The organism is Desulfovibrio sp. (assembly GCF_014803725.1).
GTDB lineage: Bacteria > Desulfobacterota > Desulfovibrionia > Desulfovibrionales > Desulfovibrionaceae > Desulfovibrio.
On record NZ_JAAVBE010000025.1, the window covers coordinates 24900 to 46523 of the forward strand.

General features: G+C 69.0%; 20 protein-coding genes. 11 read left to right on the forward strand and 9 right to left on the reverse strand.

Annotated features, from left to right (window positions below):
• Window positions 1–4: 4 nt before the first annotated feature.
• The gene (locus HDR50_RS09275) at window positions 5–775 is read left to right on the forward strand and encodes an RNA methyltransferase (protein ID WP_291357843.1); all 771 of its coding nucleotides are present in this window, start codon (window positions 5–7) and stop codon (window positions 773–775) included.
• A 30-nt stretch (window positions 776–805) separates the two neighbouring features.
• On the opposite strand, the gene ychF is transcribed toward HDR50_RS09275, so the two are convergent.
• Complete coding sequence (ychF, locus tag HDR50_RS09280; protein WP_291357844.1) at window positions 806–1909, reverse strand: redox-regulated ATPase YchF; 1104 nt, start codon at window positions 1907–1909, stop codon at window positions 806–808.
• Window positions 1910–2139: 230 nt separating this feature from the next.
• On the opposite strand from ychF, the gene HDR50_RS09285 reads away from it, so the two are divergent.
• Genes HDR50_RS09285 through tilS form a run of 4 tightly spaced genes read left to right on the forward strand, consistent with a single transcriptional unit; the run spans window position 2140 to window position 6184 of the window.
• Window positions 2140–2898 carry a bifunctional precorrin-2 dehydrogenase/sirohydrochlorin ferrochelatase gene (locus tag HDR50_RS09285; protein WP_291357845.1) on the forward strand — a complete coding sequence of 253 codons (759 nt, stop codon included), beginning with the start codon at window positions 2140–2142 and terminating at the stop codon, window positions 2896–2898.
• Window positions 2885–3727, forward strand: a complete 843-nt coding sequence (gene ccsA / locus HDR50_RS09290; RefSeq protein ID WP_291357846.1) for a cytochrome c biogenesis protein CcsA — start codon at window positions 2885–2887, stop codon at window positions 3725–3727. Before HDR50_RS09285 ends, ccsA begins: the two co-directional genes overlap by 14 nt.
• Window positions 3728–3736: 9 nt before the next feature.
• Window positions 3737–5035, forward strand: coding sequence for a glutamyl-tRNA reductase (gene hemA / locus HDR50_RS09295; protein WP_291357847.1), 1299 nt, complete (start codon window positions 3737–3739; stop codon window positions 5033–5035).
• Between the two features lie 3 nt (window positions 5036–5038).
• Entirely contained in the window at window positions 5039–6184 is a 1146-nt protein-coding gene (gene tilS / locus HDR50_RS09300; protein ID WP_291357848.1) for a tRNA lysidine(34) synthetase TilS, read from the forward strand.
• Here tilS and dxs read toward each other — a convergent pair.
• Genes dxs through ispG form a run of 7 tightly spaced genes read right to left on the reverse strand, consistent with a single transcriptional unit; the run spans window position 6124 to window position 14610 of the window.
• Window positions 6124–8034, reverse strand: a complete 1911-nt coding sequence (gene dxs, locus HDR50_RS09305) for a 1-deoxy-D-xylulose-5-phosphate synthase (RefSeq protein ID WP_291357849.1) — start codon at window positions 8032–8034, stop codon at window positions 6124–6126. The two genes, tilS and dxs, sit on opposite strands and share 61 nt — an antisense overlap.
• A gap of 1 nt (window position 8035) precedes the next feature.
• Window positions 8036–8926 carry a polyprenyl synthetase family protein gene (locus tag HDR50_RS09310; protein ID WP_291357881.1) on the reverse strand — a complete coding sequence of 297 codons (891 nt, stop codon included), beginning with the start codon at window positions 8924–8926 and terminating at the stop codon, window positions 8036–8038.
• 35 nt (window positions 8927–8961) lie between these two features.
• Entirely contained in the window at window positions 8962–9204 is a 243-nt protein-coding gene (xseB, locus tag HDR50_RS09315; RefSeq protein WP_291357850.1) for an exodeoxyribonuclease VII small subunit, read from the reverse strand.
• Window positions 9201–10172: a M23 family metallopeptidase gene (locus HDR50_RS09320; RefSeq protein ID WP_291357851.1), complete on the reverse strand. Its 972-nt coding sequence runs from the start codon at window positions 10170–10172 to the stop codon at window positions 9201–9203. The genes xseB and HDR50_RS09320 overlap by 4 nt, the downstream gene beginning before the upstream one ends.
• Complete coding sequence (xseA, locus tag HDR50_RS09325) at window positions 10169–11710, reverse strand: exodeoxyribonuclease VII large subunit (protein ID WP_291357852.1); 1542 nt, start codon at window positions 11708–11710, stop codon at window positions 10169–10171. The genes HDR50_RS09320 and xseA overlap by 4 nt, the downstream gene beginning before the upstream one ends.
• Before the next feature lie 33 nt (window positions 11711–11743).
• Complete coding sequence (locus HDR50_RS09330; protein WP_291357853.1) at window positions 11744–13471, reverse strand: proline--tRNA ligase; 1728 nt, start codon at window positions 13469–13471, stop codon at window positions 11744–11746.
• 50 nt (window positions 13472–13521) lie between these two features.
• Entirely contained in the window at window positions 13522–14610 is a 1089-nt protein-coding gene (gene ispG, locus HDR50_RS09335) for a flavodoxin-dependent (E)-4-hydroxy-3-methylbut-2-enyl-diphosphate synthase (RefSeq protein WP_291357854.1), read from the reverse strand.
• Window positions 14611–14925: 315 nt separating this feature from the next.
• On the opposite strand from ispG, the gene HDR50_RS09340 reads away from it, so the two are divergent.
• The 5 genes from HDR50_RS09340 (at window position 14926) to HDR50_RS09360 (ending at window position 19180) form a co-directional block, all read left to right on the forward strand.
• Window positions 14926–15609 (forward strand): FlgO family outer membrane protein, encoded by a 684-nt coding sequence (locus HDR50_RS09340; RefSeq protein WP_291357855.1) that lies wholly within the window; start codon window positions 14926–14928, stop codon window positions 15607–15609.
• A gap of 35 nt (window positions 15610–15644) precedes the next feature.
• Window positions 15645–15917 carry a hypothetical protein gene (locus HDR50_RS09345; RefSeq protein WP_291357856.1) on the forward strand — a complete coding sequence of 91 codons (273 nt, stop codon included), beginning with the start codon at window positions 15645–15647 and terminating at the stop codon, window positions 15915–15917.
• An 8-nt stretch (window positions 15918–15925) separates the two neighbouring features.
• A complete protein-coding gene (locus HDR50_RS09350) occupies window positions 15926–16534 on the forward strand; it encodes a FlgO family outer membrane protein (protein WP_291357857.1) in 609 nt (202 codons plus the stop codon).
• 109 nt (window positions 16535–16643) lie between these two features.
• Window positions 16644–17915, forward strand: a complete 1272-nt coding sequence (locus tag HDR50_RS09355; RefSeq protein WP_291357858.1) for a glycosyltransferase family 9 protein — start codon at window positions 16644–16646, stop codon at window positions 17913–17915.
• Window positions 17912–19180, forward strand: coding sequence for a glycosyltransferase (locus HDR50_RS09360; RefSeq protein WP_291357859.1), 1269 nt, complete (start codon window positions 17912–17914; stop codon window positions 19178–19180). The genes HDR50_RS09355 and HDR50_RS09360 overlap by 4 nt, the downstream gene beginning before the upstream one ends.
• 6 nt (window positions 19181–19186) lie before the next feature.
• Here HDR50_RS09360 and HDR50_RS09365 read toward each other — a convergent pair whose 3' ends face one another.
• The gene (locus HDR50_RS09365; RefSeq protein ID WP_291357860.1) at window positions 19187–20131 is read right to left on the reverse strand and encodes a hypothetical protein; all 945 of its coding nucleotides are present in this window, start codon (window positions 20129–20131) and stop codon (window positions 19187–19189) included.
• A gap of 165 nt (window positions 20132–20296) precedes the next feature.
• On the opposite strand from HDR50_RS09365, the gene ybgF reads away from it, so the two are divergent.
• Window positions 20297–21598, forward strand: coding sequence for a tol-pal system protein YbgF (ybgF, locus tag HDR50_RS09370; protein WP_291357861.1), 1302 nt, complete (start codon window positions 20297–20299; stop codon window positions 21596–21598).
• Window positions 21599–21624 lie beyond the last annotated feature (26 nt).

Here is a 21624-nt window from a genome sequence, read left to right on the forward strand (position 1 = left end):
GGACGTGCTGCTCGATACCGTTGAAGTCGTCCTGGTGAGGACGCGCTTTCCTGAAAATATCGGCATGGCCGCGCGGGCCTGCGCCAACATGGGCTGCCCCTGCCTCTGCCTGGTGGCGCCCGAACGCTGGGACATCGCAAAGGCGCGGCCGCTGGCGACGCCCAAGGGCCTGCCCGTGCTGGAACACATCCGCGTGGTGCCGAGCCTGGCGGAAGCCGTGGCAAAGAGTCGCCTTGTGCTCGGCACCACGGCGCGCCTCGGGGGCTGGCGCAAGAGCGTGCTCACCGCGGACCAGGCGGGAACCGTGGCCGCAGACGCCGTGCGCGCCGGCGAGCGCGTTTCGCTGGTCTTCGGCTCCGAAGACCGGGGCCTTTCCAATGAGGAATCCCTGCTCTGCCAGCGCCTCGTCACCATCCCCACATCCGGGGAGGCCAGCTCGCTGAACCTCGCGCAGGCGGTGCTCATCGTGCTCTATGAATGTGCCCGCGTACTGCGTGGGGCGCCGGACACGATGGAGGAAGCGCCCGCCGGGGAGGATAGGCCCCGCAGCGGCGCCCGCGGCATCACCGCCGCCGAGCAGGAACGGCTCATGGCCCATTTCAAGGCCATGCTCCTCGCGCTGGACGTGCTCCACGGCGACAACCCGGAGTATTTTCTTTTGCCGTGGCGCAGGCTTTTCGGGCGCGCGCAGCTCAGGCGGCACGAATATGACGCGCTCATGGGCCTGTGCCGGCAGGTGCGCAACAAGCTCGGCCCGAAAGAGGCAGGGGAATAGAGAAGCTGCGGGCCGGCCGCCGACACGGGCTCAGACATTGAAGAGGAAGTGCATGACATCGCCGTCCTGCACCACATAGTCCTTGCCCTCCACGCGCAGGACGCCGTCCGCCCGGCAGGCGGCCTCGCTCGCGTGGCTTATGTAGTCGTCATAGGAGATGACCTCGGCGCGGATGAAGCCGCGCTCGAAGTCCGTATGGATGACGCCCGCGGCCTGCGGGGCCTTCCAGCCCTTGCGGATGGTCCAGGCGCGCACCTCGTCGGGGCCGGCGGTGAAATAGCTCGCGAGGCCCAGGGTGGCGTAGCCCGTTCGGATGATGCGCCCAAGGCCGTCCTCCTCCACGCCGTAGGAGGCCAAAAGTTCCGCCTGTTCCTCCTCGGGCAGGCCTTGCAATTCCTCCTCCAGGCGCGCGCAGATGCGGGCGAAGCCGGCGCCGCGGGCCTCGGCGAGCTCGCGCAGCTTTTCGGAGTGGGCATTGCCCTCGGCCATGCTCTCCTCGTCCACATTGGCGCAATAAATCACCGGCTTGGCCGTGAGCAGCCCGAGCTCGCGCCAGGAGGCGAGGAAGGCGTCGGCACCTTCCGGCAGGGGAAAAGTGGCGGCGGGCTTGCCCGCATTGAGGTGCGCGAGCAGCTGCTCCATGATGTCGGCCGCAGCCTTGGCCTCCTTGCTGCCCTTGGCGGCCTTGCGCAGCCGCTCGAGCCGCTTTTCCACGCTTTCGATGTCCGCCAGCAAAAGCTCGGTCTCGATGGTCTCCACATCGCGGAGCGGGTCCACGCTGCCGTCCACATGGACGATATTCTCATCCTCAAAGCAGCGCGCCACCTGCACGATGGCCGCGCACTCGCGGATATTGCCGAGGAACTGGTTGCCCAGGCCCTCGCCCTTGCTGGCCCCGCGCACGAGGCCCGCGATGTCGATGAAGTCCACCTGGGCGTGGATGGTGCGCTCGGGCGTGACCTTGCGCGAAAGGGCCTCCACGCGCGCGTCCGGCACGGCCACAGTGGCCTTGTTGGGCTCGATGGTGCAGAAGGGATAGTTGGCCGCCTGTGCGTTCTGGGCCTTGGTGAGGGCGTTGAAAAGCGTGGACTTGCCCACATTGGGCAGACCGACGATACCGATGCTCAGTGCCATGGCGACTCCTGTGCCTGTTCGTTGGAGGTCCGTGCGTTGCGCGGGGTGCTTCCGGCCCCCTTGGTAGGGAAAGAAACAGCCCCTGTCAATGGGCCGCCCAGGCGGAGCGCGATTCGCCCTGCCCTGCCGCGCTTGCAATCGCCGCGCCCTCGGGTATGCTGGGCGAGATGCCGCCGCGCAGCGCGCAAAACACCCGCAAAACGAACGCCGCGCCCGGCAAGGATACCCCCATGCCCTTCAGTTATCCGCTCTTTCTCTCCCTCGAAGGCGAGCATTGCCTCGTGGCCGGCCTCGGCGAAGTGGGCCGGCGCAAGCTCGCCGGTCTGCTCGCCGCCGGCGTCGGCTCGGTGCTTGCGCTGGAGAGCGGGCTGCCCGCGCCCGCGGGTGAAAGTACGGATGACGATGAACTCGCGCGACTGTGCGCCGACCCGCGGGTGCACCTCGAGCGGCGCCCCTGCACCGAGGCTGATGTGCGTGCCTCGCGCCTGGTCTTCGCCGCAACCTCCCATGCGCGGGAAAATGCGCGCATCGCCGCCCTCTGCCGTGAAGCTGGAGTGCTCTGCAATTGCGCGAGCGCGCCGGAACTGGGGGCCTTTGCCGTGCCCGCCGTGGCGCGCGCGGGCGAGCTTCGCGCTGCCCTCTCCACCGGCGGGGCGAGCCCGGCGCTCACCCGCATCCTGCGCCGCGAGCTCGAGCTCTGGCTCGCGCCGCGCGCGGCGCTCGCGCGCTTTCTCGGGCGCTTGCGGCCTCTTGTCCTTGCCATGGGGGCGGATACGCGGCACAATAGCCAACTGTTCCGCAAAGTGGCGGCGTCGCCCCTTGGGGACTGGCTCGCCGCGGGCGACCTTGCCCGCTGCCGCGCCTGGCTCGAGCGGGAATTGCCCCCCGCGCTTGCTGCGCAGGCCCTGCCGCTTCTGGACGGCCCGGCCGATGTCCCTGCGGCCAAGGCCCCCGGCGGCACTGACGGAGAACCGCATGAGTTTTGCTGATTTTCTGGCACCCGAGGCCTCAACCGCCATCACCCTGGCGGTCTATGCGCTGGCCGGCGCGGCGGGCCTCGTCGGCATGCTCGCGAGGCTCCCTTCGTGGCGCAAGGGCGCCTGCTTCCTTGCCGCAGCGGCCTTCGCTTGCCAGACCATCCTGCTCGCGCTCGGCGCGCACGGCGCGCACCACGGTGGCCTCACGCTCGGCGCGTATCTCCAGATGCTCGCCTGGTTCGTGCTGCTCTGCGGCCTCGGGCTGTGGGCGCGTTTCCGGCAGGAGGCGCCGCTCATCTTCGCGGCGCTCCTCGGCCTCATCCTCTTTCTCATGTCCACGCCGTGGCTCGAACAGGCCGTTCCCCTCCCCCCCTCGCTCAAGGGGCCCTTTTTCGCCTTCCATATCGGCGCGCTCTTCCTGAGCCTTGGGCTCCTGGCCCTGGCCTTCGCCGCGGGCGCGCTCTTCCTCTTCCTCGAGCGGCGCATCAAGAGCAAGCAGCGCATGCAAGGTATCTGGCAGGACATGCCGGCCCTCGCTATCCTCGACAAGATCAACGCCGTCTGCGCGCTCACGGCCTTCCCGCTTTACACGCTCGGCATCGTGGCCGGGCTGTTCTGGGCGCGCCCGGTTTTCGGCAGCACCCTTTCGGGCGACCCCAAAGAAGTGGTGAGCCTGCTTGTCTGGCTCCTGCTCGGCGTGCTCTTCCACAACCGGCTCGCCAATGGCTGGAAGGGCCGCAAGCCCGCCAGACTCGCCGTTTTCATCTTTCTGCTCTCGCTCTTTTCGCTCGTCGTGGTCAATGTTTTCATGGAAACGCATCACGCCTTTGTGCGCGGGTAGGCCGGGCGTATGCGGCACGACATCGTTCTTGTGGGCCTGAACCACCGCACCGCCGGCGTGGATGTGCGCGAGCGCTTCGCGCTCGCCGAGCACTGCGCCCCGGAGACCTGGGCTGTGCCCTGCGCAGCCCCGGTGGCCGAGGCGCTCATCCTCTCCACCTGCAATCGCGTGGAGCTTTTGGGCGTGGGCGCGGACGGCGGCGCCGTGCGCGAGCACCTTTTGCGCTCCTGGGCGGGGGCGCGCCAGGCCGAGCCGGAAGAGCTTGCGCCCTATCTCTATGAATACCACGGCGCCGAGGCCGTGCGCCATCTCTTCGCCGTGGCCGCGAGCCTGGACTCCATGGTGCTCGGCGAACCGCAGATCCTGGGGCAGCTCAAGCAGGCCTATCGCAAATCCGTGGAGAGCCGGGCCACCGGCGTCATCCTCAACCGCCTGCTGCACAAGGCCTTTTCCGTCGCCAAACGCGTGCGCACCGAAACGGCGGTGGCGGCCAATGCCGTTTCCATCAGTTATGCCGCCGTGGAGCTGGCGCGCCGCATTTTCGGCGACATGCCGAAGCACCGCGCGCTGCTGGTGGGCGCCGGCGAAATGGCGGAGCTGGCGGCCATGCACCTGCTCCAGGCGGGCATCGACGAGATCGTGGTGGTCAACCGCACGCGCGAGCGCGCCGTGGAGCTTGCCAAACGCTTCCGCGGCCGGGCGGCCGGCTTTGAGGAGCTACCGGCCCGCATCGCCGAGGCTGACATCATCATCACCTCCACAGGCTCGCCCGAGCCCGTCATCCGCGCGCGCGACCTGCGCGCCGTGCTCAAGACGCGCAAGAACCGGCCCATGTTCTTCATCGACATCGCCGTGCCGCGCGACATCGACCCGGATGTCAACGGGCTCGATAATGTCTATCTCTACGACATCGACGACTTGCGCGAAGTGGTGGAGGAAAACCTCGCCGGCAGGCGCGAGGAGGCCGCCAAGGCCGGGGCCATTCTCGACGAGGAGGTGGCGCTCTTCTCCCGCTGGCTGGAGAGCCTGGAAAGCCAGCCCACCATCGTGGAGCTCGTCCGGCGCGGCGAGCGCGCCGCCGAGGAGGAACTGGCACGCACGCTCAAGCGCCTCGGCCCGCTGGACGAGAGCCAGCGCGCGGCCATCACAGCCATGGCCCACGCCATCGCACACAAGCTCAACCATGACCCCATCATGTTCCTCAAGGAAGACGGCATGGCCCGCGAGGGCGCGCCGGCCCGCGTCAACCTCGTGCGCCGCGTCTTCGGCCTCGACGCCCCCCACGGCAGGCGCGGCCGCGGAGCCTGAGGCGTGCGCCCCGACGCCGGACCGCCCTTCCCCGCCGTACCGCCCGCGCTCGGGCAACTGCCGCCAGGGCTCGCGCGCCTCTGCCTCGGCGTGGAGCGCTTCTGCCGCCGCACGCTCGGCCTGCGACCCGGGGGCCGCCTTGTGCTCGCCCTTTCGGGCGGGGCGGATTCCACGGCCCTCGCCGTCATCCTGCATGTAGTGGCGCCGCGCCTCGGTGTGCGCCTCTCGGCACTGAGCGTGGATCATGGCCTGCGCCCAGAAAGCGGGGAGGATGCCGGGCACGTGAAGGTGCTCTGCCGCTGGCTCGGTATCCCGTGCAAGGTGCAAAAGCGAGATGTGGCGGCAGCCGCCGGGGCGTGGGGCTGCGGGCTGGAGGAGGCCGGCCGCAGGGTGCGCTACACGTTGCTGGAAGAAGAACGCGCGGCCGCTGACGCGGACTGGATCGTGCTCGGCCACCATGCGGGCGACCTTACGGAGGACGTTCTGCTCCGCCTCACGCGCGGGGCCGGCTGGCCAGGCCTCGCCGGCATGCCGGCGAGGGATGAGGGCCGGCGCTTGCTGCGGCCCCTGCTCTTCACGCCGCCCGACACGTTGCGCGCCCTGCTGCGGCACCTTGCTGTTCCCTGGCGTGAGGACGCGAGCAACGCGAGCCTCGCCTTCCGCCGCAACCGGCTCAGGCACGAGGTGTTGCCACAGCTTCGGCGCGAAAACCCGGGGCTGGAGCGATGTTGCGCTACCCTGCACCGCCTCGGGGAGCTGGATGCGGATTTTTGGGAAAGAACGCTGGATGCGGCCCTTGCGGCCCAGCCATGGGAAGAAATCGAGGAAGACGGCGTGCCGGCCATCGTCCTGCCGCGCTCCCTGCTGGGCGGACTGCACCCGGCGGCGCGGCTGCGCCTCTACATGCGGGCCTTGCGCGCAGTCGGGAGCCAAGGAGGCGACAACGGGAGTCCGGTGCAGCCCCGCGGCGCCACCCTGCTTTCGCTGGACAAAGCCCTGCGCGAGGGCCGCGGCAATACGCGCTTCCAGCTTCCGGGGGGTGTCGAGGCCCTGGTGCGCGGCGGGAGCGTCCGCTTCACAAAAGCCGCTCAGTCCTCGCGCAAAAGCTCCAGCCCCGCAGCCGTCACGCCCTCCGCATCGAGGCCCTGAAGGCCGCGCAATTCAGCTTGGGTGCCGTGCTGCACAAAGGCGTCCTCAAGGCCGAGGCGGCGGATGCGCTGGCTCCGCAAGAGGCCGGCATCGCTCAAATATTCCAGAGCCGCCGAGGCAAAGCCGCCGGCGCGCGCCCCCTCCTCCACGAAGAGCAGGCGGTCGAAGCGGCCGGCGAGGTCGGCCAGCTGTGCCTCGGGGAGCGGCTTGAGCCATACGGGGTCGAAGACCAGCGGGCACACGCCCGTCTTTTCCGCGATGCGGGCCGCGGCCGCAAGCGCCGCATGCGCGCAGGGGCCGGCCGCGATGATGGCAAGCTCCTCTCCCTCGCGGAGTACTTCGCCCACACCTGTCGCAAGTACGCGGGGCGCGCCCGTTCGCTCCACCCCCACGCCCGCGCCGCGCGGATAGCGCACGGCGCAGGGGCCGTCCTGTGCCAGCGCGGTCTTCAGGGCGTGGCGCAGCATGTCCTCGTCACGCGGGGCCAGCAGCCGCATATGGGGGATATGGCGCAAATAGGCGATGTCAAAGGCGCCGTGATGCGTGGCACCGTCCGCCCCCACCAGGCCCGCCCGGTCGATGCAGAAGGTGACGGGCAGGTTCTGAAGGCACACGTCGTGCACCACCTGGTCATAGCCGCGCTGGAGAAAGGTGGAATAAATGGCGAGCACCGGCCGGAAGCCCTGGCTCGCAAGGCCCGCGGCGAAGGTCACGGCATGTTGCTCGCAGATGCCGGTATCCACGAAGCGGTCGGGAAAGCGCGCGCGGAACTTGTCCGTGCCCGTGCCCTCGGGCATGGCCGCGGTGATGGCGATGATGCGCTTGTCCTTTTCGGCAAGCTCCACCAGTGTCTCGCCGAACACGCGGGTAAAGGCCGGCGGGGATTTTTTGCCGGCAGGGGCCACGGCCTCGCCCGTCTCGGGACTGAACAGGCCCACGCCGTGGAAGCGCGTGGGGTCGCTCTCGGCCGGGGCGTAGCCCTTGCCCTTGCGGGTGCGCACGTGCAGGAGCACCGGGCCGTCCTCCACGGCGGCGGCCATTTGCAGGTGGCGGCGCAGGGCCGGGATGTCGTGGCCGTCCACCGGCCCGATATAGGTGAAGCGGAAGGCCTCGAAGAGCATGCCGGGCGTGAAGAAGGACTTGAAGCTCCACTCGCCGCGCATGGCGTAGATGGCGAGCTTCTGGCCGATGCGGGGGATGCTGCGCAAAAAGCGGAGCACTTCGCGCCTGGTCTGGCGCACCCAGCGGCTCGACAGGGTGCGGCTCAAAAAGAGCGACAGCGCGCCCACATTGGGCGAGATGGACATTTCATTGTCATTGAGCACCACGATGAGCCGCCGCCCCATGTGGCCCGCGAGGTTCAGCCCCTCGAAGGCCTCGCCGCCGGTGAGCGAGCCGTCGCCGATGACCGCGAGGACATGGTGCCTCTGGCCCGCGAGGTCGCGCGCCTGCGCCATGCCGAGGGCCGCGGAGATGGAGGTGGAGGAATGCCCCACCCCGAAATGGTCATAGGGGCTCTCGCCGGGGCGCGGAAAGCCGGAAATGCCGCCGAGGCGCCTGAGGCTCCCAAATTCGGCGGCGCGGCCGGTGAGCAGCTTGTGGGCATAGGCCTGGTGGCCCACGTCCCAGATGAGCTTGTCGCGGTTGAGGTCAAATTCCGAGAGCAGGGCGAGCGTCAGCTCCACCACCCCGAGGGACGGCGCGAGATGGCCGCCGTTGGCCGCCACGGTGGTGATGATGCGCTCGCGCACCTCGCCGGCGAGCCGTGCGAGCTCCGCGTCCGAGAGCCCGAGCAGTTGGGCCGGGTCGGAGATGTCATCAAGATGAAGGGCCGCAGCGTTTTGCGCCATGTCAGCAGGCCCGGCTCACGGTATAGTCGGCGAGCGCGCGCAGGAATGCGGCCTCCTGCCCGGTGAAGGGCGCGAGCGCGGCCTTGGCCCGCGCCGCCTGGGCCAGCGCCAGCTCCCGGCTTTGCGCAAGGCCCACCATGGACGGATAGGTGTTCTTGCCCTGGGCCGCGTCGCTGCCGGCGGGCTTGCCGAGCACGGCGGTATCCCCCGTCACATCCAGGATGTCGTCCGCAATCTGGAAGGCCATACCCAGCGCCGAACCGTACTCGCCGATGGCGTCGATGACGGCTCTGTCCGCCTCGGCGAGGAGCGCCCCGCACACGCAGGAAGCCCGCAAGAGCGCCCCGGTCTTCATGGCGTGCATGGTCTGGAGCTCTTCCAGAGTGATGGAGGGGCGGCCGGTGTGGATCATGTCCCATTCCTGGCCGCCCACCATGCCCGAGGAGCCGGCCGCCATGGCGATCTCCGCGATGGCGGCAAGAAGCGGCCGCGCCGGCACGCGCGCGCGGCACATGGCGCCGAAGGCGTCGGTGAGCAGGCCGTCGCCCGCAAGGATGGCCGTGGCCTCGTCAAAAGCCTTGTGGTTGGAGGGCTTGCCCCGCCTGAGGTCATCATCGTCCATGGCGGGGAGGTCGTCATGGATGAGCGAATAGGTGTGGATCATCTCGATGGCGCCGGCAAAGGGCAGCATGCGCAGCTCTTCGAGCCCGCACAACTCCGCGCAGGTGATGCAGAGTACGGGCCGAAGGCGCTTGCCCCCGGCCTGGAGGCTGTAGAGCATGGCCTCGCGCAGCCGCGGGGGCATGTCGCGGTCATCGAGGCAGGAGGCGAGCCACAGCTCCACGGCGACGCCGCGGCGCTTGAGCAGTTCCTTCATGGATGCGGCGTCCATGATCTCCGGCATGTGCGGCCTGTGTTCGGGGGCTGTCATGCGCCTTCCTCCTCTTCGCTCTCAAGTCCCGCAAAGGGCACGGCCTCGCCCTCCTGCCAGACGGAGATCTCGTGACGCGCCTTTTCGAGCTGCTCGCGGCAAAAGCGCGACAGGGCGGCACCTTCCTTGTAAAGGGCGATGCCCTGCTCCAGCGGCTGCTGGCCGTCCTCAAGGGCGGTGACGATTTCCTGGAGGCGCGTCATGGCCTCCTCAAAGCGGGCCGGCTTTTTGCTCTTCATTTCTTTTCGCCTCCTGCCGCGGGCGCCGGCTTCACTTGCTCCGCCGGCGCGAGCAGTGGCTGCGGGTCCACCGATTCCCCCTGCACCACGAGCCCGAGGTGCAGGTGCGGCCCGGTCACGCGGCCGGTGGCGCCCACGAGCCCGATGACCTGGCCGCGCTTCACGTGCTCGCCGGGCTTGACCAGCGGCTTTGACATGTGGAGATAGGAGGTGAACACGCCGTCGCCGTGATTGATATAGACCGCATTGCCGGAAAAATACAGGTCGTCCACGAGCGCCACCACGCCGTCGGCGCAGGCGCGGATGGGCGAGCCCTGGGCACCGCGCAGGTCGAGCCCGCGGTGCATGCCGCGCGGCTCGCCGTTGAACACGCGTTTCAGGCCAAACAGGCTCGAGACCGTCCCGGGCACGGGCCGGTCCAGCGGCAATTCCCACTGGCGCTCCGGCAGGCGCTGCGCGAGGGCGGCCGCCACTTTTTCTCGGTCGCGCCTGATGCGCGCGGCCTCTTCCGGCGGGGGCGCCACATATTTCTTGTCCACGGTGAGGCGCTGCACGGGCCGCTTGCGGTCATACAGGCCCACTTTGCGCGTGGCTTCGGGCTGCTTGCATTCCTTGCCGGCGCAGGCGCCGAGGCTGAGACTCTGCGCCTTTTCCCCGAGGGGCGCGGGCAGCATGAGCTCGGCCCGCCAGACCGGCGCGGCCCCGGCCACGTCCCGCACTTCCCGCGCGGCCACAGCATGCCGCTTGCCGCGCCAGAAAAAGGTCGCTCCTTCCATGGGCTCGGCGGAAACCACCTCGGCCACGAAGGCGTCGCCGCGGGCCACGGTCTCCGGGGCAGTGAGTTGCACCTTCTCCTGCACGGGCGCAGCTGCGTGCGCAAGCCCCAGGGGCAAAAGCAGGGCAAGAACCAGGGTGAGGGCGCAGGCGAGGCGCGGCTCCCGTTTGAGTCCGTTTTTCGGCATGTTCATTGTGCTTGTCCTTTTCCCGCTTCCGGCACGGTCTTTTCCACCCGGGCGCCGAGCATGCCGTCCGCAAGCTGCGCGCGCAAGAGGTCGCCGGGGGCAAAATCTGTCACCGAGCGCGCGAGCGCCCCGTTTTCCCGATAAAGAAGGGCATAACCCCGCGCCAGCGGCGCCAGCGGGTCCCGGGCCTGCAAGGTGAGCTCCAGCTTTTCCAACTGTGCCGTCCGTGCGCGCAGCTGGTCGGTCATGGCGCGGCCCAAGCGGGTACAGAGCCCGTCAAGCAGCATCCGGGCGCCCTCAAGGCGCTGCCCCATGAGCCGGGGGAGCGCCGTTGTGAGCATTTCCAGCCTGAGCTCTCTGGCGCGCAGGCCCTCCTCGGTGAGGGCGGCGCGGCGCCCCCGTTCCAGTGCGTCAAGGCGTCGCGCCTTTTCGTCCACAAGGCGCCGCACTGCGGCCAGCAAGCCGGCCTCCAGCAGGGCAACGCGCTCACCGAGGCGCTCCAGCCGGCGCGCGGGCGAGGCCCAGGCGAGGCCCCGCTCAAGGAGGCCCAGCGCGTGGGCCTCGCGCTCCAGCCGGAGCTCCATGGCGCGGTCGAGCGACATTTCGAGGTCGTCCACGCGCTGGAGCAATTCGGCCCGAAGCGGCCAGAGCAACTGCGCCGCGTGGGAGGGCGTGGCCGCGCGCCTGTCCGCCGTGAGGTCGGCGAGGCTCACGTCCACCTCATGCCCGATGCCGGCCAATACCGGCAGCCGGGAATGGAAGATGGCGTCCGCCACGGGCGGCTCGTTGAAGGCCCAGAGATCTTCCAGCGAGCCGCCGCCGCGCACGAGCACGATGACCTCGGCCCAGGCCTGGGCATTGGCCTCCTGCAGGGCCGCCACGATCTCGGGCACGGCGCGCTCGCCCTGCACGGACACCGGGAACAGCCGTATCTGGGCGGCACAGCCGCGCGCCGCCGCGAGCTCAAGAAAATCATGGATGGCCGCGCCGCCCGGCGAGGTGATGAGCGCCACGCGGCACGGGTTCCACGGGAGGGCCCGCTTGCGCTCCTGCGCGAAATAGCCCGCCGCGGCGAGCCGGCGCTTGCGCTCCTCAAAGGCCTGGGCGAGCAGCCCTGCCCCGGCCGGCTGCACGAGCTCCACCACGAGCTGATACTGCCCGCGAGGCGCATAGACACTGACGCGGCCGGCGCACAGAAGCTCCAGCCCGTTGGCGAGCGCCGCGAGCGGCGAAGGCCTCGGCCCTTCAAAAACCTCGCCCGTGAGCGGGTCGAAGTTGCGCCCTTCCCGCTGGCGGCTGCGGAACCACACGCACTGGATCTGCGCCTCGGCATCCTTGAGGCTGAAATACACATGCCCCGAGGCCGGCCGCGAGAGATTGCTTACCTCGCCGCGCACCCAGACAAAGGGATAGCGTGTCTCCAAGGTGCGGCGCAGGCGCTCGGTCAGCGCCCGCACGGAAAGGATGGCCTCCGGCGGCGTGGCTTCGTCAGGCGGGGACGCGTCCCACCCCTCCATGCCTCCGGCCCCGGTCTCGTCCCGCATCGCCGCTCCCCCGCTGCCGCCAGATACCCCGGGTCAGGCCCTTTTCGCCCACGCCTGGCGCACGCCCTCTGCCCAGGCGGCGAAAGCCTCGGCAAAGCCGTCCAGCGGCAGCTCGGTCTTCTGGCCGCTCCTGCGGTCCTTGGCTTCCACAACGCCGCGGGCGAGGCTCTTTCCGCCGAGCACGAGCTGGAGCGGGATGCCCAGAAGGTCGGCATCCTTGAACTTGACCCCGGGCCGCTCCTCACGGTCGTCGAGCAGGGTGTCCACGCCCTGCTTTTCCAGAAGGGCGTAGAGAGCTTCCGCCTCGGCCGTGACCTTTTCGTCGCGCGGGTCGAGATTGAGCAGGATGCAGTCAAAGGGCGCCACCGGCGGGGGAAACACGATGCCGCCGTCGTCGTGGTTCTGCTCGATGGCGGCCGCGGCCACGCGCGAGACGCCGATGCCGTAGCAGCCCATGATCATGAGCTTTTCCTTGCCGTTCTCGTCCAGAAAGGCGGCGTGCATGCTTCCGCTGTACTTGAGGCCGAGCATGAAGATGTGCCCCACCTCGATGCCCCGCGTGAGCGAAAGGCGGCCGCCGCAGCGCGGGCAGACATCGCCCTCGATGACCTCGCGCAGGTCCGCCCAGGCGGTGATGCTGGCATCGCGGTTGAGATCCACATGCATGAGGTGGGTGTCGCCCTTATTGGCGCCGGTGACGTAGTTGGTGCCCCCCTGAAGCTCGAGGTCGGCATAGATGGGGAGCTTCAGGCCCACGGGCCCGGCGAAGCCAAGCGGCGCCTGGGTGAGCGCCTCCACGGCGGCGGAGTTGGCGAGCTCCACGTCCTGCGCCTTGAGGAAGTTCTTGAGCTTGACGGGATTGACCTCGCGGTCGCCGCGCACGAGCACGGCCACGGTCTCGCCGTCCACGCTGAAGAGCATGGTTTTCACGAGTTCCTTGGGCGAAATGCCGAGCAGGCTCGTCACCTCCTCCACCGTATGCGCGCCGGGCGTGGCCACGGGCTTCACGTCCGGGCAGGCGTCGGTGCATACCTGGCCCGTCCACACGGCCTCCGCGCGCTCGAGGTTGGCCGCGTAGTCGCAGGAATCGCACACCGCGATGGTGTCCTCGCCGGTGTCGGCGAGCACCATGAACTCGTGCGAGAAGTTGCCGCCGATGGAGCCCGTGTCCGCCTCCACGGCGCGGAAGCGAAGCCCGAGGCGCGTGAAGATGCGCACATAGGCGTCGTACATGAGCTGGTAGCTCTTCTGCGCGCCCGCCATGTCCGCATCGAAGGAATAGGCGTCCTTCATGAGGAATTCGCGGCCGCGCATGAGGCCGAAGCGCGGCCGGATCTCGTCGCGGAACTTGGTCTGGATCTGGTAGAGCCTGACGGGGAGCTGCCGGTACGAGCGCACCTCGCCGCGCACGAGGTCGGTGATGACCTCCTCATGCGTGGGGCCTAGGCAGTATTCGCGGGCATTGCGGTCGCGGAAGCGGAGCAGTTCCTTGCCGTAATGCTCCCAGCGGCCCGTCTCCTTCCAGAGGTCGGCCGGCTGCACCATGGGCAGCAGCAGCTCCTGGAAGCCCGCTGCCGCCATCTCCTCGCGGATGACATCGGCGATCTTCGTGATGACCTTGAGCCCGAGCGGCAGGTAAATATAGAGGCCCGAAGTGAGGCGGCGCACCATGCCGGCGCGCAGCAACAGCTTGTGGCTGACCACCTCGGCGTCGGCCGGGCTTTCCTTGAGCGTGGGGATGTAACAGGAGCTGAAACGCATGCTGGTCCTTTGCGATACGGGTGTTTGGGGTTGATGCGGCTGGGCGCCTGTTATGCGTTGCCGGGGCCGGCCGGCGCGCCTTCGCCGTCGAGGAGCTTCTGGAGCTCTTCCATGAAGGCCGCGAGCAGGGCCTCCTGGCCGCGCGCCACGCGCACGACCTCGCCCTTGCGGAAAATGATGCCCTTGTCGCGGCCGCCGGCGAGGCCGATGTCCGCCTCGCGCGCCTCGCCCGGGCCGTTGACCACACAGCCCATGACCGCCACCTTGAGGGGCGCCGTGGTCGTGGCAAGGCGCTCCTCCACGGCGCGCAAAAGGGCGAAAAGGTCGATCTCGGTACGCCCGCAGGTGGGGCAGGAGATGATCTCGGGCCCGTGCGAGCGCAGGCCGAGGGCGCGCAAGATCTCCCAGGCCACGGCCACTTCCTCCACCGGGTCCGCGGTGAGCGAGACCCGCAGGGTGTCGCCGATGCCTTCGTGGAGCAGGATGCCGAGCCCCACGGACGACTTCACCGTGCCGCGCATGGAGCCCCCGGCCTCGGTGACACCGATGTGCAGCGGACAGTCGCAGACCTCGGAGAGGCGCCGGTAAGCCGCGATGGTGTCGAGCACCGAGGAGGACTTGAGGGAAATCTTGACATCGTAAAAGCCGCGGCGCTCCAAGAGGCGCAGATGCCCGAGCGCGCTTTCCACAAGAGCCCCGGGCCTGGGGCCCCCGAAGCGCTCGAGCAGCGGCTTTTCGAGGGAGCCGCCATTGACGCCGATGCGCACGACGGCCCCGTGCGCCTTGGCCGCGTCCACCACCCGGTCCACATGGGCGGCCGGGCCGATATTGCCGGGATTGATGCGCAGGCCCTCGAGGCCGGCCTCCAGAGCGGCCACGGCGAGGCGGTGGTCGAAATGGATGTCCGCGATGAGCGGCACGGGCGAGCCAGCGCGGATGGCGGGCAGCGCCCTGACCGCGGCCTCGTCGGGCACGGCCACGCGCACGGCCTCGCAGCCCGCGGCCACGAGCCGGTGGATCTGGGCCACGGTGGCCTTTGCGTCGCGGGTGTCGGTATTGGTCATGCTCTGCACCATCACAGGCGCGCCGCCGCCAATACGCAAGCTGCCGAGCCGCACTTCGCGGCTGTTCCCGCCCATAGAGGCCCCCGTTTTTCTGACACCGCAAGAAAAATCGCGCCGCCCAGCGGGCAAATCCTGCCGCCGCGCACGCCTGCGCCCCGCTTCTCCACGGGCGCGAAGGTGCTTCCCACTACCCAAATTTTCCGCGCCAGCCATTGACAAAGCCGAAATCTACGCTATTTCCCGGGGCAAGCCAAGTCAATTTCTGGAATATATCTTGCAAATGTTTTCGCGGGAAATTCTCCCGGCAAGGATGGCCTTCACATAGCCTCAAGTTTCCCGCCGGGACGCCGATAGAACGAATGCGCCTGTCCCGGCCACGGAGAGGTCCTTATGAAGAACCCGTTTCGCGTTGCGCTTTTCAGCGTTTTCCTCCTCGCCGTGCTCGCCGCGTGCAGCACCAGGGGCACGGCCAATGACCCCGGCTATGTGGACGCCGTGGAGATCAAGCTCAAGTGCCGCGAGCTCGCCGACCAGATGCTCGCCACCGTGCCCAACGACGCCCTGCAGGGCTTCGTGGCCATGCCCACCTCCTTCGTGGACGAAAACAACACCTCCACTTCCTCGCCTCTCGGCCGCCTCATGGCGGAATCCATGTTTTACGAATTCAACCAGCGCGGCTTCCCCACGCGGGAATACCGGCTGACCGGCAAGATCTCCGTGGTGGGCGGCCGCGACGACCTCGCGCTCGTCGCCAACCAGGTGGTCCCCTACGAAGGCCAGAAGTGGGCCGCGCTCGTTGTCGGCACCTACTATGTGGACAAGGACGCGACCTTCGTCAATGTGCGCCTTGTGCGGGCCTCCGACGGCCTCGTGCTGCGCACGGGGGAACTCGTGCTCGTCAATACACCCGTGGTGCTGCGCATGGGCAAGAGCGACCCGCCGGCCGTGCCCGTGGCGGCCTCCACGCCTGCCCAGCCCGCGGGCCCGCGCATCAATGGCGGCCTGTACGGGCAACTCCCGGCGCCAGCCGATACGCTTAAAAGCGGCACCGTGAGGATCATTCAGGGCAAATGATGAAAAACCTCCACCAGGAAACCCGGGAAGCCCCCATGCGAAAGCTCCTGCCGGCCCTCCTCGCGGCGCTCATGGCGCTCACCGCCCCCCTCGCGGGCTGCGGCGCGCACGACACGCGCATCGAGCGCGGGCCCAATATCAGTTGGGACTATGTGGAACAGGGCCGCGAATACCGCGACCAAGGCCGTTTTGAGCTCGCCAGGCAAAGTTATGCCCTGGCCCTTTCCACCTGCCGCAACGATGCGGACCTTGCCATCATCAAACGTGAACTCGCCAGTGTGGAACTCGAGATCCGCACCATGCGCTGAGGTATGCCATGCCCCGCCTCGTTCTCATCATCCTCGTTCTCGCCGTCCTGCTCTTCCCGCTGGCCGCGGCGGCCGGCAATGTGCCCCGCGCCGGCGAGGACATCGCCGAACAGCTCGACGAGCAGCTCATGATGCGCTACGCCGGCACAAGCCCGGACATGAGCAAGAAGGAGCTTCGCGCGCTCGCGCGCTCGCGCATCCTCATCATGGGCACCACCCCGGCCAATATCAACAACCTCGAGCAGGCCAACCCGCTCGCCCGGCAGATGCTGGAAGAAGTCTCCAGCGACCTCGTGGACATGGGCTACCGTTACGAGGAGCTGCGCCGCGGCAAGGACATCCGCTTTGACAAGCGCACCGGCGAATTCATCCTCACCCGCGACGTGCGCAAGCTCGCCAGCAAGTCCGGCGTGGGCCAGGCCATCCTCGCCGGCACCTATGTGGTGAGCGGCCAGCAAGTGCGCTTCACCATGAGCCTCATTTCGGTGGCCACCAACGAGGTCATCGCCAAGGCCATGGGCACGGTGCCCATCACGCCCGACCTCGTCCCGCTCCTGCAGGAGAACATGCCCGCGGGCAGCGGCCTCAAGCCCAGCGTGTACACGCGCCTCCAATAGGCGCCCCGCCCGCTTGTCTCCCGCCGGCGCATGGACTACCATGCGCCAGCGGCGTTTAAAGGCCCGGGGTGGGCAACGCGCGGTCCTTCCACCTCGTTACGGGTGCCTGATGGCGAAGATCCTTGTTATCCAGGCCGCGCGCTTTGGCGACCTCGTTCAGAGCAAGCGGCTCCTCCTCAGCGTTGCGGCGCAGGGCGCGGTGCATCTTGCCGTGGACGCGAGCCTCGCCGAACTTGCGCGGCTGCTCTATCCCGGCGTTTCTGTCCATCCCTTCGCCTTCCACGGCCGGGGCGAAGCCAGGGCCATCGCGGAAAATCTCCCGGCCATGGAGAATCTCTGCGCGCTTGCGCCCGACCTCGTCTATAACTGCAACTTTTCCCGCCTCACGGGCGCGCTCTGCCGCCTGTTTGCCCCGGAGACGGTCATCGGCTACCGGCCCGCGCCTGTCTCCGACGGGGGGCTCCTGCGCTCGCCGTGGGCGCGCCTGGCCTTCCAGCTGAGCCGGCGCCGGCGCATCTCGCCCCTCAATCTCGTGGACTTCTGGGCATGGTTCGCGCCGGCCCCCGTGGCGCCCGGGCTCGTCAACCCCGAGGCGCGGCCCGGGGGGAGGGGCCTCGGCGTGGCCTTGGCCGGGCGTGAGGCGCGCCGCTCCCTCCCCGTGCCCGTGCTCGCCGAGGTGGTGAAGACCCTCGCCGGCCTGCTCGGGAACCCGCGTATCGTCCTTTTGGGAAGCGCCAGCGAGCGGCCGGCGGCGCACAAGCTCCTGCGGGAGCTGCCCCCGCGGGTGGCGTTGAAAGTGGAGGATCTCTCCGGCAAAACGGACTGGCCGGACCTTGTGGAGGCCGTCAGCGGGCTCGATGCCCTCGTCACGCCGGATACCGGCCTCATGCACCTCGCCGCCCACCTCGGGGTGCCGGTGCTGGCCTTTTTTCTCTCGTCCGCATGGGCGCACGAGACCGGCCCCTATGGCCTCGGCCATACCGTCTGGCAGGCGGCGCCGGCGTGCGCGCCCTGCCTCGAATCCGCGCCCTGCCCGCATAAGGTGGTCTGCCTCGAGGTTTTCCGGGACGGGGGCTTTGCCCGCCAGCTCGCGCGCGTCTTCAACGGTGAGGACGCCCCCGAGCTCCCCGCGGCCCTGCTCTGCTGGCGCAGCGGTCTCGACGGGCTGGGCGGCCGCCTGCGCCTTGCGGGCGGCGAAGATTCCGATGCCTTCCTGCGCGAAGGCGCCCGCGCCGTACTGGCCGACTGGCTCGGCCTTGCGCCCGGCGCCGTGGAGGCCCCAAAGCCCGCAAACCCTGCGCAAAGCGGCGAATTGCGCCGCCTGCACGAAGCCCTCTTGCCCGACCCCGAATGGATGCTGCCGCAAGGGAGGTACGCATGACAGCCCAGGCCCTGCGCATTCTTGTGGTCCTGCCCATGTATGGCGGCTCGCTCCCCATCGGCCGCTATTGCGCGCGCGCCCTGACGGACCTTGGCCATACGGTGCGCGTTTTCGAGGCCCCGGCGCTCTACCCGGCCTTCACGGGCCTTGGCAAGCTCGACCTCACGCCGGCGCGCAAGGGCCCACTGGAAGCAGCCTTTTTGCAGGTGGTGGCCCAGGCCATCTGGGCCCAGGCCGAGGAGCTGGCGCCGCAGCTCGTGCTCGCGCTGGCGCAGGCCCCCATGAGCCGCAACCTGCTCCAGCGCTTCCGCCGCGCGGGCGTGCGCACGGCCATGTGGTTCGTGGAGGATTACCGTCTCTTCACCTATTGGCAGACCTACGCGCCGCTCTATGACTTCTTCGCGGTCATCCAGAAGGAGCCCTTCCTTGCCGAGCTCGCGGCCATCGGCCAGCCGCATGCGCTCTACCTGCCGCTGGCGGCGCTGCCGGAGTTCCACAAGCCGCTTGCCCTGAGCCCGGGCGAACAGCGGGAATACGGCTCGGACATCGCCTTCCTCGGCGCGGGCTATCCCAACCGGCGCCTCGCCTTCCGGCCGCTGGCGGGACGGGATTTCAAGATCTGGGGTTCGGACTGGGAGGGGGAGCCGCTGCTTGCGCGCAATATCCAGCGCGGGGGCAGCCGCATCGGCGAGGAGGAGAGCGTCAAGATCTACAATGCCGCCAAGGTGAACCTCAATCTCCACTCCAGCGTGTCGGCCAAGGAGCTCGTGAGCCACGGGGATTTCGTCAATCCGCGCACCTTCGAACTCGCGGCCATGGGCGCCTTCCAGCTGGTGGACCGCCGCACGCTCATGGATGGCCTCTTCGGGCCGGACGAGCTGGCGACCTTTGAGAGCCCCGAAGAATTTTACCAGAAGATCGACTACTTCCTCGCCCACCCCGAAGAGCGGGAGGCCATTGCCCGCCGCGCGCGCGAGCGCGTCCTCGCCGAGCACACCTATGAGCGGCGCATGCAAACCCTGCTCATGGCCATGGAACAGGAGCTCGGCCCCTGGCGCAGCGAGGCGCGGGAAGGCGCGGAGGCGCCGGAACTCGATGCGGCGTTGCGGGAGGAGCTGGCCCGGCTCACCGCGAGCCTCGGCCTGCCGCCGCACGCGCCTTTTGAGGACGTGATGGACCGGCTGCGCCGGCGCACAGGCCCGCTCAGCGCGACGGAGACGGCCCTGCTCTTCCTCGACGAGTGGCGCAGGCAGTATACGAAGTAGCGGCCGCTAGAAGCCCGTGAGCTCCAGATAATAAGGCAGCGTGAACGCCATGGCGAGGAGCAGCGCCGTGGCAAGCGTCACCCGGTGCCGCAGGGCCACGGCGCTCTTGCGCACGAGCGTCCAGAGCAGGACGGGGATGAGCCAGAGCAAAAGGCGCGTGCTCTCAAGGATGGCTTCCTGCGAGGTGATGCCGGCTACGCCCCAGGTCTCCGACATCCTGATGGCTGTGAACGCGAGCAGCGCAAGCCACAGCAAGGCCCAGGCATTGCGCGCCCATGCGGCGCACCAGGGGATCATGGCGTTGTAATAGTCGCGCCCGAAGTCGTCCTTGTGGCGCCGCATGGGCAGCCACAGCGCGCCGGCGGCGGCGGGGAGCGCGATGAGCAGGGGCAGCGTGCAGGCCGCGGCCGTCCAGAGGGGAGAAGCCCAGTCGGCCGGCAGCAGATTCTGGAGACCCGCGCCGGCGGCGTCCGGCTGGGCGAGCGCCGCCAGAAGCCGAGCCGTCCCGAGCACGGCCACGGCGGCAAAGCTGCTTTGCGCCGCGCTGATCATGCCGATGGTGGCATGGAGGATGGGCAGGTTTTTCAGGATGCGCCACAGGGTATAATAGACGCTGCTCAGCATGACGCCGAGGCTGAGGAGCAGCCAGCTCATTTCGAGAAAATAGGCGGTGACGCTGCCCGGCACATGCGCTTCGCGCGTGAAATGCAGCCAGACGCGGCCGCCCACGAGCAATATCCAGCCGACCATCATGCCGAAAAAGGCGAGCTGGCGCGCGCATTTCTCAAAGGCGCTGCGGCCCTTCACATCGGCGAGGATGCGCGCCGTGGCCGAGATGAAGCCCATGCCGGCAAAGATAAAGAGCATGGACAGGGGCACGATGACGGAGAGGGCATCAAAGGCCGTGCGCAGCCAGGGCGACGCGGAAAGGATCTGTTCCAGGGCGTTCATGCGCGAAGGCTCCCATGCCGCGTGCCGGCGGTTACGGATTGCGGGGCGCCGGCCGGGCGCCCGGCGCATGGCTGAACCGCATCTTTCTTGCCCCAAAAATGCGCGGCCTGCAAGACTTCTTGAAATATCCGTCACTTTGGGGCACAAAAAAAGCCGGAGGGGGAAATGAGAAAGATCCGTTTGATCCCGACCCTGGCACTGGCCTTGGGGCTCGTCGGCTGCGCGTCCACGGGCCAGGTGGACAAGCTCGAATCCACGAGCGAGACCAATTCCAAGCTCCTGCGCGAAAACGAACACCGCCTGCAACAGCTCGAAACGAGCATGGCCTCGCTCAATTCACAGGTGGCGCAGCTCAATAACCGCGTCTACGAGGTGCGCACGCGCACCGGCAAGAAGACCTCCATGACCGTGGTGCCCATCGTTCCCCCCACGGCCGCTGCCGCTCCCGATGCCGCGGCCCCGGCGGCGCAGACGGCACAGCCCGCCAGCCGGGCGGAGGCCCTGCTCGCCCAGGCCCGTCGCGCAGCCGCCGAGCGCAACCAGCAGGCCCAGAGCGCGGCGCAAGGTGCCGTACCGCCGACAGCGCAGGCGAATGCCCAACCGGCCGCTCCGGCTTCGGCTCCGGCTGCCCCCACCCAGCAGCCCGCAGCAGCCGCGCCCAAGGGGCGCATGATCGACCCTGCGGCAGCGCCCACGCCCATCCCCGCCCCCGCGCAGCGGGCCGCAGCCCCGGCCGGGAGCCCGGCCACAGCCACGGCGAGCGCCGGAGCCTCGGGCAGCATGGGGCGCCCTGTGGCGGGCCCCTCCGGCACGCTCGCGGCGCAGCCCGCGACCGCACCGGCAGCCCCAGCAGCGTTGCCCCCCATTGACCTGCCCCCCTCCGGGCAGGGCGCCGCAGCCCCTGCCGCCAACGCGAGCGCCGTTCCCGTGCCGTCCATCCCCGCGTCCAGCCTGGCGCTGCCCCCCGAGCATCCCGGCCTGCCGCCCATGGGTCTGCCACAGACCTCCGAGCCCGGTGCCCCCCAAAAGGCCCTGGCACACCCTGCCGCGCCTCAGGCCGCCAGTCCCGCGCCTGCGGCCGGGGCCCCCCTCGCCGCCGGGGAGGAAGCCGCCTACAAGCAGGCCCTCAACGCCACCCTCGCCGGCAGGACGGACGAAGGCCTGCGCCTGTTCCACGACTTCCTCCAGAAATATCCCCACGGACGCTACGCGGCCAATGCGGATTACTGGATCGGCGAAGGCCTCTACGCGCAGGGCAAGTACCAGGACGCGCTCGCCCAGTTCCAGAAGGTGAACGATGCCTACCCGCAGCACCACAAGAACGCCGACGCCCTGCTCAAGGCCGGCATGACCATGAGCCGCCTCGGCGACAAGGCCGCGGCTTCCGAAAAGTACCGCGCGCTCATGGCGCAGTTCCCCAATTCCGAGGCCGCCCGCAGGGCGCGGGCCATGGGGGTAGCGCGCTGAGCGGCGGCAGTCCGGCAGGGGCCGCA

Excerpts from the sequence above, each read along its gene's own strand:
- ispG (WP_291357854.1), bottom strand. The coding sequence starts at position 14,610 with ATGGGCGGGAACAGCCGCGAAGTGCGGCTCGGCAGCTTGCGTATTGGC.
- xseB (WP_291357850.1), bottom strand. The coding sequence starts at position 9,204 with ATGAAGAGCAAAAAGCCGGCCCGCTTTGAGGAGGCCATGACGCGCCTC.
- HDR50_RS09345 (WP_291357856.1), top strand. The coding sequence starts at position 15,645 with ATGCGAAAGCTCCTGCCGGCCCTCCTCGCGGCGCTCATGGCGCTCACC.
- HDR50_RS09355 (WP_291357858.1), top strand. The coding sequence starts at position 16,644 with ATGGCGAAGATCCTTGTTATCCAGGCCGCGCGCTTTGGCGACCTCGTT.
- HDR50_RS09285 (WP_291357845.1), top strand. The coding sequence starts at position 2,140 with ATGCCCTTCAGTTATCCGCTCTTTCTCTCCCTCGAAGGCGAGCATTGC.
- HDR50_RS09365 (WP_291357860.1), bottom strand. The coding sequence starts at position 20,131 with ATGAACGCCCTGGAACAGATCCTTTCCGCGTCGCCCTGGCTGCGCACG.
- dxs (WP_291357849.1), bottom strand. The coding sequence starts at position 8,034 with ATGGCGCAAAACGCTGCGGCCCTTCATCTTGATGACATCTCCGACCCG.
- HDR50_RS09320 (WP_291357851.1), bottom strand. The coding sequence starts at position 10,172 with ATGAACATGCCGAAAAACGGACTCAAACGGGAGCCGCGCCTCGCCTGC.
- HDR50_RS09340 (WP_291357855.1), top strand. The coding sequence starts at position 14,926 with ATGAAGAACCCGTTTCGCGTTGCGCTTTTCAGCGTTTTCCTCCTCGCC.
- ccsA (WP_291357846.1), top strand. The coding sequence starts at position 2,885 with ATGAGTTTTGCTGATTTTCTGGCACCCGAGGCCTCAACCGCCATCACC.
- HDR50_RS09330 (WP_291357853.1), bottom strand. The coding sequence starts at position 13,471 with ATGCGTTTCAGCTCCTGTTACATCCCCACGCTCAAGGAAAGCCCGGCC.
- ybgF (WP_291357861.1), top strand. The coding sequence starts at position 20,297 with ATGAGAAAGATCCGTTTGATCCCGACCCTGGCACTGGCCTTGGGGCTC.
- ychF (WP_291357844.1), bottom strand. The coding sequence starts at position 1,909 with ATGGCACTGAGCATCGGTATCGTCGGTCTGCCCAATGTGGGCAAGTCC.
- HDR50_RS09310 (WP_291357881.1), bottom strand. The coding sequence starts at position 8,926 with ATGGACGCCGCATCCATGAAGGAACTGCTCAAGCGCCGCGGCGTCGCC.
- HDR50_RS09360 (WP_291357859.1), top strand. The coding sequence starts at position 17,912 with ATGACAGCCCAGGCCCTGCGCATTCTTGTGGTCCTGCCCATGTATGGC.
- HDR50_RS09350 (WP_291357857.1), top strand. The coding sequence starts at position 15,926 with ATGCCCCGCCTCGTTCTCATCATCCTCGTTCTCGCCGTCCTGCTCTTC.
- xseA (WP_291357852.1), bottom strand. The coding sequence starts at position 11,710 with ATGCGGGACGAGACCGGGGCCGGAGGCATGGAGGGGTGGGACGCGTCC.
- hemA (WP_291357847.1), top strand. The coding sequence starts at position 3,737 with ATGCGGCACGACATCGTTCTTGTGGGCCTGAACCACCGCACCGCCGGC.